The organism is Pseudomonas sp. 1, from assembly GCF_056626735.1.
In genome coordinates this window covers 19,811-37,012 of sequence record NZ_JBWXMQ010000013.1, presented here as the reverse complement: position 1 = coordinate 37,012, position 17,202 = coordinate 19,811, and the positions used below count along the sequence as shown (strand labels likewise).

The following is a 17,202-nucleotide window of genomic DNA, read 5'->3' as shown; positions in this document are numbered from 1 at the left end:
GGCCCGGTAAACAAAGGACTTGAGGGATTTTGCGGGAAGGAGGGAAATGTATCGAAGACGAAAAACCGGCGGTGTCATGCCGCCATGTGGCAAGGCATTACCTTTTCACTGCCTGTAGCGCCGCCTTCGCGAGCAAGCTCGCTCCCACAAGGTCTGCCGCCAAATGAAGCTTTACTGTGGGAGCGAGCTTGCTCGCGAAGAGGCCATAACAGACATACATCTGCAGGCTATGACTCCGCCTTGCCGACTTCGTATTCACGCAACTTGTTGGCAATGGTCGTATGGGAAACCCCAAGCCGCTTGCCCAGTTGCCGGCTGCTCGGGTGTTCGGAATACAGTCGCTCCAGCACCGCTTTCTCGAAGCGCCCGACAATCTCGTCCAGCCCGCCTTCGAGGGAGAAATCGCCAAGCGGCTGACGCACACCATAATCCGGCAGGCGAATATGCTCAGCCTTGACCGTGCCGCCGTCGCACAGCGAAACCGCCTGGAACAGCACGTTCTCCAGTTGCCGCACGTTGCCCGGCCAATGGTAGTGACTGAGCCGGTCCATCGCCGCCGGCGCCAGTTTCGGCAGCGGGCAGCCGATCTGCCGGCTGGCCTGATCGAGAAAGTGCTCCACCAGCGGCGTCAAACCGTCAAGACATTCGCGCAGTGGCGGAATGTGTAGCGACAGCACGTTCAAGCGGTGATACAGATCCTGGCGAAACTCGCCGCGTGCGCACAGCTCCGACAAGTCGACCTGGGTTGCACAGATCACCCGCACATCCAGGTAAACCTCTTCATCACTTCCCACGCGACGGAAGCAGCCGTCCTGCAGGAAGCGCAGCAATTTCACCTGCAAGCGCGGGCTCATTTCGCCAACGCCATCGAGGAACAGCGTGCCGCCCGCCGTCAGTTCCAGTAGCCCGAGCTTGCCTTCGGCCCGCGCCCCTTCAAAGGCACCGGGGCCGTAGCCGAACAGCTCGGTCTCGGCCATCGACTCCGGCAGGCCCGCGCAGTTGAGCGCCATCAACGGCGACTGACCACGCGGACTCGCCAGGTGACAGGCCCGCGCCAGCAATTCCTTGCCGGTGCCGGTTTCACCTTCAATCAGCAGTGGCGCATCCAGCGGCGCCATGCGTCGTGCTTCGCGCACCACCGCCGCCATCACTTTCGAGCTCTGGAAGATGCTGTCGAAACCACGCAATTCCTGCTTGCGCACGTTGTAGATGCGCTCGCCGACACGATCCGCCCGGTGCAAGGTCAGCACGGCACCGGCCATGGCCTCGCTGTCGTCGTGCTCCGACTGCAGCGGCGCAATGTCGGCCAGAAAGATGTCGCCCTTGACCTTGACCCGCATGCCATTGATTCGCGATTTATTGGCGCGCACCAGCTCCGGCAGGTCGAAATCTTCGGCGTAACGCGACAGTGCAATTCCCGGCACCTCGTCCACTCGCACCCCGAGCAACTGCGCCGCCGCCCGGTTGGCCGCGACGATGGAACCGCCCATGTCGATCGACAGCACCGGAAACTCGAGCGCGCCGAGCAGCGCATTCAACTCCATATGCCGCCGTTCGCTGGGCATCAGCCCTACCCGCTTGACGCCGAACACACCGGCGATGGCCTCGAACTTGGGTCGTAGCGCCTGGAACTGAATGTTGATCAGGTTCGGGCAATGCAGATAGATCGCGTTGCCGTGCTCACCGCCGACCTCGCCCCGGGCGACGTTGATCCCGTACTCCACCAGCAAGTTGAGGATGTCGCGCAGGATGCCGATGCGGTTCTGGCAGTGGACTTTGATACGCATATAAAGGCCCGACAAAGATAGGATTGAACACAATCCCTGCGGGAGCAAGCTTGCTCCAACAGGTTTTTGCCGCGCACCTTGGTCTCTTTTTCTGCCCGGGTGCGCAAATAGTCGTCAAGATTATGTGACAGCCATCGACCTTTTCAAACCCGGCAGTCGGCACAAACACGACGCATCGCCCGAAGCGTAACGAAAATTTTACGAATTATAGAGACTTTTCCTACTCGCCCGATCTTCAACCTGCTGCAACAACGAACGTTCCGGGGTATTTCTCAGTCCATCGCAGGACATAACAAGAACGAAATTCCCCTCGCAGGAGAGCAGTATGAAGCAGACGCAATACGTGGCCCGCGAGCCCGATGCGCAAGGTTTTATCGACTACCCCGCCGAAGAACACGCGGTGTGGAACACGCTGATCACCCGCCAGATGAAAGTGATCGAGGGACGTGCGTGCCAGGAATACCTGGACGGTATCGAAAAACTCGGTCTGCCCCACGACCGCATTCCGCAACTGGGCGAGATCAACAAGGTGCTCGGCGAGACCACCGGTTGGCAGGTCGCCCGCGTCCCCGCGCTGATCCCCTTCCAGACCTTCTTCGAATTGCTCGCCAGCAAGCAGTTTCCGGTGGCCACGTTCATTCGCACCCGTGAAGAACTGGACTACCTGCAAGAGCCGGACATTTTCCACGAGATCTTTGGCCACTGCCCGTTGCTGACCAACCCGTGGTTCGCCGAATTCACCCACACCTACGGCAAACTCGGCCTTCAGGCGACCAAGGAAGAACGCGTTTATCTGGCGCGCCTGTACTGGATGACCATCGAGTTCGGCCTTGTGGACACCCCGCGAGGCAAACGCATTTACGGCGGCGGAATCCTGTCCTCGCCAAAAGAAACTGTTTATTCGCTGTCGGATGAGCCCGAGCATCAGGCTTTCGATCCGCTGGAAGCCATGCGCACCCCATACCGCATCGACATCCTGCAGCCGCTGTATTTTGTCCTGCCGAACCTCAAGCGCCTGTTCGACCTGGCCCACGAAGACATCATGGCCATGGTCAAGCAAGGCATGCAGCTGGGTCTGCACGCACCTAAGTTTCCGCCAAAACCAAAAGCCGCGTGACCCGCGACTTTTGCTTACTAGTGAGTCTGTCAGTCGTCGCCACTTTGGTTTAGCGTGGCGACATTGACCGCCAATATAAAAAAACACCTTCAGATTTCAGGAAGTCCACCATGTCCACTTTGAACCAAGCCCATTGCGAAGCCTGCCGTGCCGATGCCCCACAAGTCAGCGATGAAGAATTGCCGATCCTGATCAAGCAGATCCCTGACTGGAACATCGAAGTACGCGACAGCATCATGCAGCTGGAAAAAGTCTTCCTGTTCAAGAACTTCAAGCACGCCCTGGCGTTCACCAACGCCGTCGGCGAGATCTCCGAGGCCGAAGGTCATCACCCGGGCCTGCTGACCGAGTGGGGCAAAGTCACCGTGACCTGGTGGAGCCACTCGATCAAGGGCCTGCACCGCAACGACTTCATCATGGCCGCACGCACTGACGAAGTGGCCAAGACCGCAGAAGGACGCAAGTAATGCACTTCGACGCCATCGGCCGGGTGCCCGGCGACCCGATCCTCGGCCTGATGGAGGCCTACGCGCAGGACTCCAACCCGCGCAAGTTCGACCTCGGCGTGGGCGTCTACAAGGATGCCCAGGGCCTGACGCCGATCCCCGAGGCGGTGAAAATCGCCGAAGCGCGGCTGGTCGAAAGCCAGGACACCAAGACCTACATCGGTGGCCACGGCAATCCACTGTTCGGCAAAGTCATCAACGAGCTGGTGCTCGGTGCCGATTCGGCACTGATCGCCGAGCAACGTGCCGGCGCCACCCAGACCCCGGGCGGCACGGGCGCCCTGCGTCTGGCAGCGGACTTCATCGCGCAATGCCTGCCGGGCAAGGGCGTATGGCTGAGTAACCCGACCTGGCCGATCCACGAAACGATTTTCGCGGCCGCCGGCGTCAAGATCAGCCATTACCCGTACGTCGGCAGCGACAACCGCCTCGACGTCGAGGCAATGCTCGCCGTGCTCAACGAAGTGCCGAAGGGCGATGTGGTGCTGCTGCACGCGTGCTGTCACAACCCGACCGGCTTCGATCTGAATCACGAAGACTGGCAGCGGGTGCTGGAGGTGGTGCGTCGCCGCGATTTGCTGCCGCTGATCGACTTTGCCTACCAGGGCTTTGGCGACGGTCTGGAGCAGGATGCGTGGTCGACCCGACTGTTTGCGGCCGAGCTGCCCGAGCTGCTGATCACCAGTTCCTGCTCGAAGAACTTCGGCCTGTACCGCGACCGCACCGGTGCGTTGATCGTCAGTGCGAAAACCGCTGACAAGCTGATCGACATCCGCAGCCAGCTGGCGCACATTGCCCGCAACCTGTGGTCGACGCCACCGGATCACGGCGCAGCTGTCGTCGCCACGATCCTCGCCGACCCGGAGCTGAAACGCCGCTGGGCCGACGAAGTGGAAGCCATGCGCTTGCGCATCGCCCAGTTGCGCAGCGGCCTGGTGGAAGCGCTCGAGCCGCACGGTCTGCGCGAGCGCTTTGCGCACATTGGCGTGCAGCGCGGGATGTTCTCCTACACCGGCCTGTCGCCGGAACAGGTGAAAAACCTGCGCGAGCATCACAGCGTGTACATGGTCAGCTCGGGCCGGGCCAACGTCGCCGGGATTGATGCAACGCGTCTTGACCTGCTGGCCGAAGCGATCGCCAACGTCTGCAAATAACCCGCCCGCTGATCCTGCTCACTCCCACGTTGATCGTTCCCACGCTCTGCGTGGGAATGCCTCAATGGACGCTCCGCGTCCGCTTCGGCAGGGACGCGGAGTGTCCCGGCTGCATTCCCACGCGGAGCGTGGGAACGATCTGGCGCACTCATCGCGAGCAGGTTCGCCCCCACACTTGCCCTGCGTCACCCTGTCGCACTTGTCTAGACAATCCCGCCCGTCGAAACAGATGGATTTAAAAATCTGTTTGTCACTTTTCCTGCTGTATCCTGCGCAGGCTTTCTGAAAGCGCGGATCTACCAGATCTATCAACAGACTTAGCGAGGAGCGCAACCATGCACGAGATTCCGAATCTCCCCTTCCCAAGCCTGCACGTACCTGAGCAGACGACCACGCAACAAGCCGGTGCCCAACAGCCCGAGCCGAAAGAAGCCGCCGAGAGCCGTCCGGCCGACAGCGAAGAGTAAGCAACACCCGCCGTACAGACCGTGTGGAAAGCGCTAACATGCGCTTTCCACACTGCCTGAAACCTGAGCCTGCCATGACCGACGAAACCTTTAACGAACAACAGGCTGAAATCCTAATCGGCGCCACCGAGAAGATGATCGAGATCTGGAGCCGTCTCTCGCCCGAGAAACAGGCTGCACTGCTCGCCCGTTTCGGCAGCGAAGAAAACGCACTGGCCGCACTGGTCACCACGCAATTGGTCGCCCCGGCCAAATAGTTTGACTTTTCCCCGCCCCAGACGCGTCCGCATCGGTATCATGAGCAGCCTATCTATTCTGCTCTTCCCGTGGATCGTAATTCATGTCGTCCTCTATGCCAGAACCCCAGCGCCCGCTGGCAGTCACGTTGCAAGTCGTTTCCATCGTCCTGTTCACCTTCATCGGCTACCTGAACATCGGCATCCCGCTGGCGGTGCTGCCAGGTTATGTCCACAGTGACCTGGGCTTCGGCGCGGTCATCGCCGGGCTGGTGATCAGCGTGCAATACCTCGCCACCCTGCTCAGCCGTCCGTATGCCGGCAAGATCATCGACAACCAGGGCAGCAAACGGGCGGTGATGATTGGTCTGGCCGGTTGTGGCTTGAGCGGTGTGTTCATGCTGATTTCGGCATGGACGCCCAACCTGCCGTTGCTGAGCCTGATCAGCCTGTTTGCCGGCCGTCTGGTGCTGGGCAGTGCGGAAAGTCTTGTTGGCTCAGGCTCGATCGGTTGGGGCATCGGCCGCGTTGGTGCCGCCAACACCGCCAAGGTCATCTCGTGGAACGGCATTGCCAGTTACGGCGCACTGGCGGTCGGTGCGCCGCTGGGGGTATGGCTGGTCAGCCGTTTTGGTCTGTGGAGCATGGGCGTGAGCATTCTGCTGCTGGCCACGCTGGGGCTGTTGCTGGCCTGGCCGAAAACCGCCGCGCCGATCGTGGCCGGCGAGCGCCTGCCATTCATGCATGTGCTTGGGCGGGTATTCCCCCACGGCTGCGGACTGGCGCTGGGCTCGATCGGCTTCGGCACCATTGCCACCTTCATCACCCTGTATTACGCCACGCAGCACTGGGACAACGCCGTGCTGTGCCTGAGCCTGTTCGGCGCCAGCTTCATCGGTGCGCGACTGCTGTTCGGCAACCTGATCAACCGCCTCGGCGGCTTTCGCGTGGCGATTGCCTGCCTGTCGGTGGAAACCCTGGGCCTGTTGTTGCTGTGGCTGGCGCCGGACGCGCACTGGGCATTGGCCGGTGCGGCATTGAGCGGTTTCGGTTTCTCACTGGTCTTCCCGGCGCTGGGCGTGGAAGCGGTGAACCTGGTGCCGGCCTCCAGCCGAGGCGCAGCGGTCGGGGCCTATTCGTTGTTCATCGACTTGTCGCTGGGCATCACCGGACCACTGGCGGGAGCGATTGCGGCGGGCTTCGGTTTTGCCTCGATCTTCCTGTTCGCCGCCCTCGCAGCGCTGAGCGGTCTGGCGCTGAGCGTCTATCTCTACCGCCACACGGCGAAATACCGCGAAGACTAGAAATCCACCTTGCCGCGCCCGGCCTTGATGCTGGCGCGCTTGGTCTTTGATTCAAGCCGACGTTTCTTTGAGCCCAGCGTCGGCTTGGTCGGCCGGCGCTTCTTCTCGACCTTGGTGGCGCTGAGAATCAGCTCGGTCAGACGCTCCAGCGCATCGGCGCGATTCTGTTCCTGCGTGCGGTACTGCTGGGCCTTGATGATCAGCACCCCGTCACTGGTAATGCGACTGTCGCGCAGCGCCAGCAGCCGTTCCTTGTAGAACTCGGGCAAGGACGAGGCGCGAATGTCGAAGCGCAGATGCACGGCGCTGGAGACCTTGTTGACGTTCTGCCCACCCGCCCCTTGGGCACGGATGTACGTCAGTTCGATCTCGGCATCCGGCAGATGCACGTTGTTGGAAATCACCAGCATGGAAAAGCGTCCGTATTCAGAACCCGCAGGATACCGCGAAAGCACAAAAAACCCGGCACTTGGCCGGGTCTGTTGTTTTTGCAACGACGCTTACTTGGCAGCGTTCGCGGCGTGCAGTACCTGTTGCGCACCGCGCTTGTTCTTGATCACGTAGCAGACCCACATGAACACCACCCACAACGGAATCGCGTACACCGAGACCTGAATGCCCGGGATCAGCAGCATCACGCCGAGGATGAACAGAACGAACGCCAGGCAAATGTAGTTGCCGTACGGGTACCACAGCGCCTTGAACAGCGGCTTCTGGTTGGTCTTGTTCATGTGCTGGCGGAACTTGAAGTGCGAGAAACTGATCATCGCCCAGTTGATCACCAACGTCGCAACCACCAGCGACATCAGCAGTTCCAGCGCGTGTTGCGGGATCAGGTAGTTGAGCAGCACGGCCACCAGGGTCACGGCTGCCGACGCCAGGATCGAACGCACCGGCACGCCGCGCTTGTCGATCTTCGCCAGCGCTTTCGGCGCATCACCCTGCTCGGCCATGCCCAACAGCATGCGGCTGTTGCAGTAGGTGCCGCTGTTGTAAACCGACAATGCGGCGGTCAGCACCACGAAGTTGAGGATATGCGCGGCCGTGTTGCTGCCGAGCATCGAGAACACCTGCACGAACGGGCTGCCGCTGTAGGAATCGCCCGAAGCGTTGAGGGTTTCCAGCAGGCTGTCCCATGGGGTCAACGACAGCAGGATCACCAGTGCGCCGATGTAGAAAATCAGGATCCGGTAGATCACCTGGTTGATCGCTTTCGGGATCACGGTTTTCGGTTTGTCGGCTTCGGCTGCGGTGAAACCGAGCATTTCCAGACCGCCGAAGGAGAACATGATGATCGCCATGGCCATCACCAGACCGCTGACGCCGTTCGGGAAGAAGCCGCCGTGGGACCACAGGTTGCTCACCGCCGCCTGCTCGCCGCCATGGCCGCTGACCAGCAGGTAGCTGCCCAGGGCGATCATGCCGACGATCGCCACGACTTTGATGATCGCGAACCAGAATTCGGCTTCACCGAAGACTTTGACGTTGGCCAGGTTGATCGCGTTGATCAGCAGGAAGAATGCAGCCGCGGTGACCCAACTCGGGATCTCCGGCGCCCAGTAGTGGATGTATTTGCCGACCGCAGTCAGCTCCGACATGCCGACCAGGATGTACAGGATCCAGCAGTTCCAGCCCGACAGGAAGCCGGCGAAACCGCCCCAGTATTTGTGCGCAAAGTGGCTGAAGGAACCGGCCACCGGCTCTTCGACGATCATTTCACCGAGCTGGCGCATGATCATGAAGGCGATGAAGCCGCAGATGGCATAGCCGAGGATCATCGACGGACCGGCGGATTTCAGCACCCCGGCCGAGCCGAGGAACAATCCGGTACCGATCGCGCCACCGAGGGCGATCAGTTGAATATGGCGATTTTTCAGGCCGCGTTTCAGCTCGCCTGATTGCGAGTTTTGTCCACTCATGAAAAAGGTCTCACGCAAGGTTTGATGATGTTCAGTAGACGTTGCTGCAAGGTGGCGATTTCAGCCAACCTTGATCAAACCCCAGCGCAGGCACCAGGAATTCAGCTTTTTTACAACGGTCATGCGTCACCTGTTTGTTTTTATCTGTGACGAAATCGAACCCGACACGCTTGTGACGCGGCGGAGTGAACAAGGCGGATAAACCTTGAGGTTTGCGCGATTACGCAGAGGGTCACAGTTAAAACGCGGCGCATTGTACACCGCTAACCCCCTGCTGCCAGACCTCGCCGGATCAGCGTGTCGGTTGCCGGGATTGCATGTGTCCACCCCGGGAAGCCCGGGCGGCTGCAAAAATTGAGTCAGGCCTTTGCAGGCCATCGGCGTGGACGATGGAAAATCCGCCCCACGTGGAGAAGTGAAAATGGATAACGGCGTTCATTGCGCCTCCTTCTTGTTATGCACCTGCACGACAGGCATGCAGCGCATCTCACCCTCCAAACGACACTGAAACAAGCGCGCAAGAGCACCGCGCAACACCCGGCGGGGCTGGTTCCGGCAGATTTTCCTTACAGCTGGACACAAGCTCCCGAGTCACGGGGCGGCGACGGCTTTTTCGTAAATATTCTCTGACAGCGCGTAACGTAAAGTTTCCAATCCAGACCCATCCAAGGCGTGCCCGGCGACTGACGTTAGCTGGCTAACTATTTGAAAGGCGTCAGGTTTTTTTTGTTTTAAAACAAGAAAAAACACCTCAAAAAAAGAAATAAAAAAATCAAAAAAAACGCCAACTCCAAGAGTTGGCGTTTTCTGTTTCAGCTTGAAGCTTGCCGCTCGAAACTTGCAGCTGCCTTATTCCGGCTTCTTGCGACCGAAACCCGGACGCTGGCCGGAACCGGCCGGTGCACCACGGCGCTTGCCCGATGGCTTGTCATCGTCTGCCAGCTTGATGCCTGGACGTTTCGGCGCCGGCTTGGCCGGGCGCTTGGTGTCGGCTGGACGATCCGCCACCGGCGTACCGCGACCTTCGCCACGCTCGGTTCGGCCATTGGCCGGACGTGGAGTGCGTGGGCCGCGCTCGCCATCCGGACGTGCTGCCGGTTTGCGACCTGGACGCTCGCCTTCGATCTGCGGCTCCCGGGCCGGACGCGGACCGGCGCCAACCGGCGCACCGTTGGCCGGACGCAGCGTGCGTACGCGCTCGGTACGGGCCATCGGACGCGACGACTTGCGCTGCATGCGGTCGAGCTTGTCTTTGCTCTTGGCGTTCAGTTGCGGCATGGCCACCGGGGTCAGGCCGACTTCAGCGCTCAGCACGTCGACTTCGTACTGGCTCATTTCGCGCCAACGGCCCATCGGCAGGTCGGAGTTGAGGAACACCGGGCCGAAACGCACACGCTTCAGGCGGCTGACCACCAGGCCCTGGGATTCCCACAGGCGACGTACTTCACGGTTACGACCTTCCATCACCACGCAGTGATACCAGTGGTTGAAGCCTTCGCCGCCCGGCGCCTGTTGAATGTCGGTGAAACGCGCCGGGCCGTCTTCCAGTACCACGCCGGCCTTCAGGCGCTCGATCATCTCGTCGTCGACTTCGCCTCGTACACGTACCGCGTACTCACGATCCATCTCGTAGGACGGGTGCATCAGGCGGTTGGCCAATTCACCGTCGGTGGTGAACATCAGCAGACCGGTGGTGTTGATGTCGAGACGACCGATGTTGATCCAGCGACCTTCTTTCGGACGCGGCAGCTTGTCAAACACGGTCGGACGGCCTTCCGGGTCGTCACGGGTGCAGATCTCGCCATCGGGCTTGTTGTACATGATCACGCGGCGAACCGACTCGGCGGCTTCTTCGCGCTTGATGACCTTGCCATCGATGGTGATGGCGTCGTGCATGTCGACACGCAGGCCCAGGGTGGCGTCTTTGCCATTGACCTTGATCCGGCCCTGGCTGATCCAGGATTCAACATCGCGGCGCGAGCCAACGCCGATACGGGCGAGGACTTTCTGCAGCTTTTCGCCTGCTGGGCCGATTTCCTGGTCGTCTTTCTGCTTGATGTCACTCATCTGGGCACCTCCCGGTGTGGTCTGTTCAGCGGCGCTGAGAATTGAGCTGCTGAAGCGTTGAAATCTGGGTTTTCGGGCGAAGGGATCGCCGAAGGGTCGCGAATCATACGCGGATGTGGCCGCGCGCGCATCAGAGACTAGTCGATCAGGGCAAGGTTATTTCTTTTTCCGCCGACCGGTGGCCCCGAGCTTGATCAGACGCAGCGCGGCTTCGGCCAGTACGGTGCGCTTGTCGTCCTTGTCGAGTTTCTTCCAGGCCCGGATCTCGCGCTTGCTGCGGCCGCAACCGACGCAGATGTCGTCGCTGAACTTGCAGACGTTGATGCACGGGTCTTTGGTCGAGCTCATGCTCAATCCTCGAACTCGCGACGTTCGGCTTCGATGGCTTCGGCCAGGGCGCGGGCTTCGGCTTCCTCTTCGCTCAGTTCTTCCTCGGCGGCAGGTTCTGGTGCTGGCTGTTCCAGACGGGCGACGGCAGCCAGCAGTTTTTCCCGGGCTTCGGCCACGCCGAGCACATCGTCTTGCTGCTCAGGCTCGGGCTCGGGCTCGGATTCGGGTTCATGCGCAAATTCAGGCTCAAATTCAGATTCGGGCTCACCCTCGTCCGGCGGCTCGACCGGATCGGATTCAAACCCCGTCGGCATGGATTCGCCGCCCGCGCCGTCACGCAGCAAGTCGTCGAAGTCGGTCTTGATCCCCTCCTCCATGCTGTCCAGCTCCAGCAGCAGAGTGTGGAAACTGGTTTCTTCCTTCGGTTCTTCCGGCTCGGCGCTGGCGTCGGCCAGTTCCTGCAAGCCCGGCGGCACCGGGGCGTCGTCGAAGTCGAGTACCGGATCGGCCTCCATTTCGCGCAGCTCGGCCAGTGGCGGCAGTTCGTCGAGGCTTTTCAGATTGAAGTGATCAAGAAACAGCTTGGTGGTGGCAAACATCGCCGGTTTGCCAGGCACGTCGCGGTAACCAACGATGCGGATCCACTCACGCTCCATCAGCGTCTTGACGATGTTGGTGTTGACCGCCACGCCCCGCACGTCCTCGATTTCGCCCCGGGTGATCGGCTGGCGATAGGCGATCAGCGCCATGGTTTCCAGTAGTGCCCGGGAATAGCGCTGCGGACGCTCCTCCCACAAGCGACCAACCCACGGCGCGAACTTCTCGCGGATTTGCAGGCGATAGCCGGAGGCGACTTCCTTGAGCTCGAACGCCCGGCCCTCGCAGGATTTGCCGAGCAGGGTCAGGGCTTTCTTGAAAACCGGCGGTTCCGGGCGTTCACCTTCTTCGAACAGTTCATACAGGCGCTCAAGGGATTGCGGCTTTCCCGAGGCCAACAGAAAGGCTTCAAGCAGGGACGCCAGCTCGCGGGGTTCAGTCAGGTTCATATCGGGACTCGTTATTCGGCTCGGGCTCGCACGTGGATCGCGGCGAACGGCTCATTCTGCACCAGCTCGATCAGGGATTCCTTGACCAGCTCAAGGATCGCCATAAAGGTCACCACCACGCCGAGCTTGCCCTCCTCGGCGGTGAACAGCTCGACGAACGGCACAAATCCGCCGCCCTTGAGCCGCTCCAGCACGTCGCTCATGCGCTCGCGGGTGGACAGTGCCTCGCGGCTGACCTGATGGCTTTCGAACATGTCGCCACGGCGCAGCACCTCGGCCATGGACATCAGGATTTCTGCCAGTGCCACGTCCGGCAGCAGCTTGCGCGCGCGGGCTTCCGGAGCGTCGAGCTTGGGCACGATCACGTCGCGACCGACCCGGCTCAGGCCATCAATGCCTTCGGCAGCAGCCTTGAACCGTTCGTACTCCTGCAGGCGGCGGATCAGTTCGGCGCGCGGGTCTTCTTCTTCGTCTTCGACGGTTTCGGCCCGGGGCAGCAGCATCCGGGACTTGATCTCGGCCAGCATCGCGGCCATCACCAGATATTCGGCGGCCAGTTCCAGACGCACCGACTGCATCAGCTCGACATAACCCATGTATTGGCGGGTGATTTCCGCCACCGGGATGTCGAGGATGTTGATGTTCTGCTTGCGGATCAGGTACAGCAGCAAGTCGAGCGGGCCTTCGAAGGCTTCGAGGAAGACTTCCAGGGCGTCCGGCGGGATGTACAGGTCCAGCGGCATTTCCGTGACCGCCTGGCCATAGACCATGGCAAACGGCAGTTCCTGCTGGGCACCGGCCTGGGGATCAACGGTTTCCACTGCGGACATTCAGGCCTCGACCATGAATGGCGCCGGATCGCCGCAACCGACGCGGATCACTTCCGGATCATCGCCCGTGAGGTCGATCACGGTGGAGGCCTTGATGCCGCCGGAACCGCCATCGATGATCAGGTCCACCTGATGCTCGAGCAACTGGCGCATTTCGTACGGATCGCTCAGCGGGTCTTCTTCGCCCGGCATGATCAGGGTCACGCTCATCAGCGGCTCGCCCAGTTCGGCCAGCAAAGCCAACGCGATGGGATGGCTCGGCACCCGCAGACCGATGGTCCGCTTCTTGGGATGCAGCAACAGACGCGGCACTTCGCGAGTGGCATTGAGAATGAAGGTGTACGGTCCCGGTAGGTGGGCTTTGAGGATTCGAAAGGTCCCGGTGTCGATCTTGGCGTAATTGCCCAGTTGCGACAGGTCGCTGCAGATCAGCGCGAAGTTGTGCTTTTCATCGAGCTGACGCAGGCGTCGAACGCGCTCGATGGCGTTCTTGTCGCCGATCTGGCAACCGATTGCGTAGGAAGAGTCCGTTGGATAGACCACCACCCCGCTTTTGCGGATGATTTCGACCGCCTGTTTGATCAGGCGCGCTTGCGGGTTTTCCGGATGAATCTGGAAAAATTGACTCACATTCTCTACCTGTTCAGACGGCGGCAATAACTGTGTCATGTTTGAACCGACACCACAGGGGTGGAAGGTCCTCCGGCACCGGCCGGTACTGGCCGATCTCCGACCAGCCACCAGGGCCATGGAAATCACTGCCGGCAGTGACCAGCAGACCGAACTCACGGGCAAGGATTGCAAGGCTGCCCACCTGTTCCGCAGGCTGGTGACCGTTGACCACTTCGATCGCATGCCCGCCCGCTTGAATATAGTCGGCAATCAGCTTTCGGCGCTTGCTGCGGGTGAAGTCGTAGTGCCACGGATGCGCCAGGCTGACCCAGGCGCCGGCGGCGCGCAGCGTGCCGACAGTGTCTTCGAGGGTCGGCCAGTGCTGTTTGACGTCCCCCAGCTTGCCGGCGCCGAGCCATTTGCGAAACGCCTCGGCGCGATCCTTTACAAAACCTTCACGCACCATCCAGTCGGCGAAATGCGGACGGGCCGGCGCATTGCCGCTATCGCCCAGTTCCTGCTGGATCTGCCGCGCGCCATCGAGCGCATTCGGCATGCCCTTGAGGGCGAGCTTGCGGCTTATTTCCTCAGACCGCAGCCAGCGGCCGTCGTGCAATTGCGCAATCGCCTCGACCAACGGTGCGGCGTTGACATCGAAACCGTAGCCGAGCACGTGAATGGTCGCCCCGCCCCAGGTGCAGGACAACTCGACGCCATTGACCAGTTGCATGCCCAGCGCCTCGGCGGCCGTGCGCGCTTCGGCGAGGCCTTCGAGGGTGTCATGATCGGTCAGGGCCAGGACTCGCACGCCGTTCTCGAACGCACGCGCAACCAGTGCCGCAGGCGCCAGGGCGCCATCGGAGGCCGTGCTGTGGCAGTGCAAATCAACATTCACGGGGATGAGTAACCTCAAATCAGCTGGCGCTATCGCGCGCCCATATGTTTGTTATTATGCCGCCACATCCAGCTTCTGGCTCTCACTGTGAAACAATTCATCGATTTCATCCCGCTTCTGCTGTTCTTCATCGTCTACAAACTCGATCCACGCACCGTCGACGTTGCCGGCCATGAACTGACGGTAGGCGGCATTTACAGTGCCACCGCCATGCTGATCATCAGCTCCCTGGTGGTGTACGGCGCGCTCTTCATCAAGCAGCGCAAGCTGGAGAAGAGCCAGTGGCTGACGCTGGTCGCCTGCCTTGTGTTCGGCAGCCTGACTCTGGCCTTTCACAGCGAAACCTTCCTGAAATGGAAAGCCCCGGTGGTCAACTGGCTGTTTGCCCTGGCCTTCATCGGCAGCCATTTCATCGGTGACCGCCTGCTGATCAAGCGCATCATGGGCCACGCGCTGACCCTGCCGGATCCGGTCTGGACCCGGCTGAACATCGCCTGGATCGCCTTTTTCCTGTTCTGCGGGGCCGCCAACCTGTTCGTCGCCTTCACCTTCCAGAGCATCTGGGTGGACTTCAAGGTGTTCGGCAGCCTGGGCATGACCGTGCTGTTCCTGGTCGGTCAGGGCATCTACCTGTCCCGTCACCTGCACGACGCCGATACCACAACGCCAAAAACCGAGGACTGACATGCTCTACGCCATCATTGCCACCGACGTCGCCAATTCCCTGGACGCCCGCCTCGCTGCGCGCCCGGCGCACCTTGAACGCCTGCAAGTGCTCAAGGGCGAAGGCCGCATTGTGCTGGCCGGCCCGCACCCGGCGATCGACAGCAATGATCCGGGCGCAGCAGGTTTCAGCGGCAGCCTGATCGTTGCCGAATTCGACTCCCTGAGCGCGGCGCAAGCCTGGGCCGATGCCGACCCGTACATCGCCGCCGGCGTCTACGCCAACGTGATCGTCAAGCCGTTCAAGCAAGTCCTGCCGTAACCTCCCCCGCCAATACCTCAACGCGATGAACCTTGTCGGCTCATCGCGTTCTCAATCGCTCATTATTCTCGTTTGCCGGCCGACAACCTGCCCAATATCCATTTGGAAACAGGAGTCGCGATGCGCAAGGGTCCGTTGTGTCTGATGTTGGTCACGTTGTCGATCGTGGCGCCCGCTCATGGTGAAGAAAGCACCGAAGACGGCAATTCCACGCCGCTTTCATTGAGCGCCGGCAGTCAGATCACTGAGTTGCAGCAGCGCCTGAAGGTCAGCGAGCAGCAACGGGAAGAACTGAGCAAACAACTGCAAAATGCCGACAACACCCGCGAAAGCGCCCAGCTTGCCCGGCTGCGCCAGGAGAACCAGCGTCTGAAGCTGCAACTCAAGGAAGCCCAGGCCAGCCCGCTGCCGCGCCTGCTGACCGAACAGCAGCAATGGTTCGTCACCGGGGCCGGGGTAGCGCTATTGGCGCTGCTCTGCGGTATCTTTGCCAGTGGAGCAAGCCGAAAACGTCGGCAATGGCTAAATTGAGTGAGTCATGAGCGAGCTGTTACTGATTGATGATGACCAGGAGTTGTGTGAACTCCTGAGTAGCTGGCTGAGCCAGGAAGGCTTTCAGGTCCGGGCCTGTCACGATGGTCAGAGCGCCCGCAAGGCGCTGGCCGAGACCGCGCCGGCGGCCGTGGTGCTGGACGTGATGCTGCCCGATGGCAGCGGCCTGGAACTGCTCAAGCAACTGCGCAGCGATCACGCCGACCTGCCGGTGTTGATGCTCTCGGCGCGGGGCGAACCGCTGGACCGGATCCTCGGCCTGGAACTGGGCGCCGACGATTACCTGGCCAAACCCTGCGATCCGCGCGAACTGACCGCCCGCCTGCGTGCCGTGCTGCGCCGCAGCCACCCGGCTGCCGTGTCGACCCAGCTCGAACTGGGCGACCTGAGCTTCAGCCCGGTGCGCGGCGTGGTCAGCATCGACGAAAAGGAATTCACCCTCACCGTCTCCGAAAGCCGTCTGCTCGAAGCCCTGCTCAAGCAACCGGGCGAGCCGCTGGACAAGCAGGAACTGGCGCAGATCGCCCTCGGCCGCAAGCTGACCCTGTACGACCGCAGCCTCGACATGCACGTCAGCAACCTGCGCAAAAAGATCGGCCCGCACCCCGACGGCCGCCCACGCATCGTTGCCCTGCGCAGCCGTGGCTACTACTACAGCCTCTGATTGTCTGTAAGTTTTGTCAGGTCGGCGCGAAAACGTGTTTACCCAAGCTTTACACAGCGCTGACCGCCGCTGACCTTGATCTCCGTAATCTGTACTCATCCGGAACGTACCGGGAACGAGACAAAGGAGATTCACCATGCGCAAGACACTTATCGCTCTGATGTTTGCCGCTGCCCTGCCGACCGTCGCCATGGCCATGCCACAAGATGGCGGCCCGATGGGTGGCCCGCTGGACGGCCCGCGCCATGGCGGTCAGATGCACGGCATGCACGGCAAAGGCCCGTACAGCGAGCTGGACCTGTCCCGCGAACAGCGCGAGCAGATCCGCAAGATCATGGGCGAGCAGATGCACGAACGTAAGCAGACGGTCGAAAAATACCTGGAGAAACTCTCGCCAGCCGACCAGAAAGCCATGAAGGACGAGATGGCGGCCAACCACAAGAAAGCCGAGTCCGATGTCCGCGCCGTGTTGAAACCGGATCAACAGAAGAAATTCGACGAGATCCAGAAGAAACAGGCCGAGCGTCGCGCCGAATGGGCCGAGTTCAAAGCCTGGAAAGCGCAACAGCCGCAAAAAGCGCAATAATGTTCTGACCCGACGGTTCACGCCGTCGGGTCTTTGTTTATCCAGCCCGATGTGGGAGCGAGCTTGCTCGCGAATGCGAAGTGTCAGTCAGCATGTTCTTGTCTGATCCACCGCATTCGCGAGCAAGCGCGCTCCCACAGGGTTT

General features: G+C 61.0%; 20 protein-coding genes. 11 read left to right on the top strand and 9 right to left on the bottom strand.

The features are described 5' to 3' along the window. Window positions 1-227 precede the first annotated feature (227 nt). Window positions 228-1,787, bottom strand: a complete 1,560-nt coding sequence (locus tag AC1MDC_RS19630) for a sigma-54-dependent transcriptional regulator (protein ID WP_085699521.1) — start codon at window positions 1,785-1,787, stop codon at window positions 228-230. Between the two features lie 325 nt (window positions 1,788-2,112). Here AC1MDC_RS19630 and phhA point away from each other — a divergent pair, with 325 nt between their 5' ends. The 6 genes from phhA to AC1MDC_RS19600 all read left to right on the top strand — a co-directional run bounded on the left by phhA (window position 2,113) and on the right by AC1MDC_RS19600 (window position 6,571). Continuing rightward, complete coding sequence (gene phhA, locus AC1MDC_RS19625; protein WP_480393522.1) at window positions 2,113-2,904, top strand: phenylalanine 4-monooxygenase; 792 nt, start codon at window positions 2,113-2,115, stop codon at window positions 2,902-2,904. Between the two features lie 110 nt (window positions 2,905-3,014). Further along, the gene (locus AC1MDC_RS19620; RefSeq protein WP_003222798.1) at window positions 3,015-3,371 is read left to right on the top strand and encodes a 4a-hydroxytetrahydrobiopterin dehydratase; all 357 of its coding nucleotides are present in this window, start codon (window positions 3,015-3,017) and stop codon (window positions 3,369-3,371) included. Continuing rightward, window positions 3,371-4,564, top strand: a complete 1,194-nt coding sequence (locus tag AC1MDC_RS19615; protein WP_085703328.1) for an amino acid aminotransferase — start codon at window positions 3,371-3,373, stop codon at window positions 4,562-4,564. The genes AC1MDC_RS19620 and AC1MDC_RS19615 overlap by 1 nt, the downstream gene beginning before the upstream one ends. A 335-nt stretch (window positions 4,565-4,899) precedes the next feature. Continuing rightward, window positions 4,900-5,031 (top strand): hypothetical protein, encoded by a 132-nt coding sequence (locus tag AC1MDC_RS19610; protein WP_256574703.1) that lies wholly within the window; start codon window positions 4,900-4,902, stop codon window positions 5,029-5,031. Between the two features lie 74 nt (window positions 5,032-5,105). Then, on the top strand, window positions 5,106-5,288 hold the full coding sequence (locus AC1MDC_RS19605) for a hypothetical protein (protein WP_085699525.1): 183 nt from the start codon (window positions 5,106-5,108) through the stop codon (window positions 5,286-5,288). A gap of 95 nt (window positions 5,289-5,383) precedes the next feature. After that, complete coding sequence (locus AC1MDC_RS19600) at window positions 5,384-6,571, top strand: MFS transporter (protein ID WP_176247745.1); 1,188 nt, start codon at window positions 5,384-5,386, stop codon at window positions 6,569-6,571. Here AC1MDC_RS19600 and arfB read toward each other — a convergent pair. The 8 genes from arfB to AC1MDC_RS19560 all read right to left on the bottom strand — a co-directional run bounded on the left by arfB (window position 6,568) and on the right by AC1MDC_RS19560 (window position 14,270). Beyond that, entirely contained in the window at window positions 6,568-6,981 is a 414-nt protein-coding gene (gene arfB, locus AC1MDC_RS19595) for an alternative ribosome rescue aminoacyl-tRNA hydrolase ArfB (RefSeq protein ID WP_085703326.1), read from the bottom strand. The two genes, AC1MDC_RS19600 and arfB, sit on opposite strands and share 4 nt — an antisense overlap. Before the next feature lie 90 nt (window positions 6,982-7,071). Beyond that, the gene (locus AC1MDC_RS19590; protein WP_480393521.1) at window positions 7,072-8,490 is read right to left on the bottom strand and encodes an amino acid permease; all 1,419 of its coding nucleotides are present in this window, start codon (window positions 8,488-8,490) and stop codon (window positions 7,072-7,074) included. An 849-nt stretch (window positions 8,491-9,339) separates the two neighbouring features. Further along, on the bottom strand, window positions 9,340-10,557 hold the full coding sequence (rluB, locus tag AC1MDC_RS19585; RefSeq protein WP_085699533.1) for a 23S rRNA pseudouridine(2605) synthase RluB: 1,218 nt from the start codon (window positions 10,555-10,557) through the stop codon (window positions 9,340-9,342). 156 nt (window positions 10,558-10,713) lie between these two features. Further along, on the bottom strand, window positions 10,714-10,905 hold the full coding sequence (locus tag AC1MDC_RS19580; protein ID WP_085699535.1) for a DUF1289 domain-containing protein: 192 nt from the start codon (window positions 10,903-10,905) through the stop codon (window positions 10,714-10,716). A gap of 2 nt (window positions 10,906-10,907) precedes the next feature. After that, window positions 10,908-11,933 carry an SMC-Scp complex subunit ScpB gene (gene scpB, locus AC1MDC_RS19575; protein WP_480393520.1) on the bottom strand — a complete coding sequence of 342 codons (1,026 nt, stop codon included), beginning with the start codon at window positions 11,931-11,933 and terminating at the stop codon, window positions 10,908-10,910. Window positions 11,934-11,944: 11 nt separating this feature from the next. Beyond that, window positions 11,945-12,643: a segregation and condensation protein A gene (locus AC1MDC_RS19570; protein WP_170929752.1), complete on the bottom strand. Its 699-nt coding sequence runs from the start codon at window positions 12,641-12,643 to the stop codon at window positions 11,945-11,947. 120 nt (window positions 12,644-12,763) lie between these two features. Then, entirely contained in the window at window positions 12,764-13,393 is a 630-nt protein-coding gene (locus tag AC1MDC_RS19565; RefSeq protein WP_139832613.1) for an L-threonylcarbamoyladenylate synthase, read from the bottom strand. 13 nt (window positions 13,394-13,406) lie between these two features. Next, on the bottom strand, window positions 13,407-14,270 hold the full coding sequence (locus AC1MDC_RS19560; protein ID WP_480393519.1) for a PHP domain-containing protein: 864 nt from the start codon (window positions 14,268-14,270) through the stop codon (window positions 13,407-13,409). 87 nt (window positions 14,271-14,357) lie between these two features. Here AC1MDC_RS19560 and AC1MDC_RS19555 point away from each other — a divergent pair, with 87 nt between their 5' ends. The 5 genes from AC1MDC_RS19555 (at window position 14,358) to AC1MDC_RS19535 (ending at window position 17,057) form a co-directional block, all read left to right on the top strand. Then, window positions 14,358-14,954, top strand: coding sequence for a septation protein A (locus AC1MDC_RS19555; RefSeq protein WP_085699543.1), 597 nt, complete (start codon window positions 14,358-14,360; stop codon window positions 14,952-14,954). Between the two features lies 1 nt (window position 14,955). Then, complete coding sequence (locus AC1MDC_RS19550; protein WP_085699545.1) at window positions 14,956-15,255, top strand: YciI family protein; 300 nt, start codon at window positions 14,956-14,958, stop codon at window positions 15,253-15,255. 120 nt (window positions 15,256-15,375) lie between these two features. After that, window positions 15,376-15,786, top strand: coding sequence for an SH3 domain-containing protein (locus tag AC1MDC_RS19545; RefSeq protein ID WP_085699547.1), 411 nt, complete (start codon window positions 15,376-15,378; stop codon window positions 15,784-15,786). Between the two features lie 7 nt (window positions 15,787-15,793). After that, entirely contained in the window at window positions 15,794-16,471 is a 678-nt protein-coding gene (locus tag AC1MDC_RS19540; protein WP_007958370.1) for a response regulator transcription factor, read from the top strand. A gap of 136 nt (window positions 16,472-16,607) precedes the next feature. Further along, on the top strand, window positions 16,608-17,057 hold the full coding sequence (locus AC1MDC_RS19535) for a Spy/CpxP family protein refolding chaperone (protein ID WP_085699549.1): 450 nt from the start codon (window positions 16,608-16,610) through the stop codon (window positions 17,055-17,057). Window positions 17,058-17,202: the final 145 nt, after the last annotated feature.

What these genes read in the sequence shown, in the direction of transcription:
- rluB (WP_085699533.1), bottom strand. Translation starts at nt 10,557, where the DNA reads ATGAGTGACATCAAGCAGAAAGACGACCAGGAAATCGGCCCAGCAGGC.
- AC1MDC_RS19580 (WP_085699535.1), bottom strand. Translation starts at nt 10,905, where the DNA reads ATGAGCTCGACCAAAGACCCGTGCATCAACGTCTGCAAGTTCAGCGAC.
- arfB (WP_085703326.1), bottom strand. Translation starts at nt 6,981, where the DNA reads ATGCTGGTGATTTCCAACAACGTGCATCTGCCGGATGCCGAGATCGAA.
- AC1MDC_RS19610 (WP_256574703.1), top strand. Translation starts at nt 4,900, where the DNA reads ATGCACGAGATTCCGAATCTCCCCTTCCCAAGCCTGCACGTACCTGAG.
- AC1MDC_RS19590 (WP_480393521.1), bottom strand. Translation starts at nt 8,490, where the DNA reads ATGAGTGGACAAAACTCGCAATCAGGCGAGCTGAAACGCGGCCTGAAA.
- AC1MDC_RS19630 (WP_085699521.1), bottom strand. Translation starts at nt 1,787, where the DNA reads ATGCGTATCAAAGTCCACTGCCAGAACCGCATCGGCATCCTGCGCGAC.
- AC1MDC_RS19550 (WP_085699545.1), top strand. Translation starts at nt 14,956, where the DNA reads ATGCTCTACGCCATCATTGCCACCGACGTCGCCAATTCCCTGGACGCC.
- AC1MDC_RS19600 (WP_176247745.1), top strand. Translation starts at nt 5,384, where the DNA reads ATGCCAGAACCCCAGCGCCCGCTGGCAGTCACGTTGCAAGTCGTTTCC.
- AC1MDC_RS19620 (WP_003222798.1), top strand. Translation starts at nt 3,015, where the DNA reads ATGTCCACTTTGAACCAAGCCCATTGCGAAGCCTGCCGTGCCGATGCC.
- scpB (WP_480393520.1), bottom strand. Translation starts at nt 11,933, where the DNA reads ATGAACCTGACTGAACCCCGCGAGCTGGCGTCCCTGCTTGAAGCCTTT.
- AC1MDC_RS19545 (WP_085699547.1), top strand. Translation starts at nt 15,376, where the DNA reads ATGCGCAAGGGTCCGTTGTGTCTGATGTTGGTCACGTTGTCGATCGTG.
- AC1MDC_RS19535 (WP_085699549.1), top strand. Translation starts at nt 16,608, where the DNA reads ATGCGCAAGACACTTATCGCTCTGATGTTTGCCGCTGCCCTGCCGACC.
- phhA (WP_480393522.1), top strand. Translation starts at nt 2,113, where the DNA reads ATGAAGCAGACGCAATACGTGGCCCGCGAGCCCGATGCGCAAGGTTTT.
- AC1MDC_RS19540 (WP_007958370.1), top strand. Translation starts at nt 15,794, where the DNA reads ATGAGCGAGCTGTTACTGATTGATGATGACCAGGAGTTGTGTGAACTC.
- AC1MDC_RS19605 (WP_085699525.1), top strand. Translation starts at nt 5,106, where the DNA reads ATGACCGACGAAACCTTTAACGAACAACAGGCTGAAATCCTAATCGGC.
- AC1MDC_RS19615 (WP_085703328.1), top strand. Translation starts at nt 3,371, where the DNA reads ATGCACTTCGACGCCATCGGCCGGGTGCCCGGCGACCCGATCCTCGGC.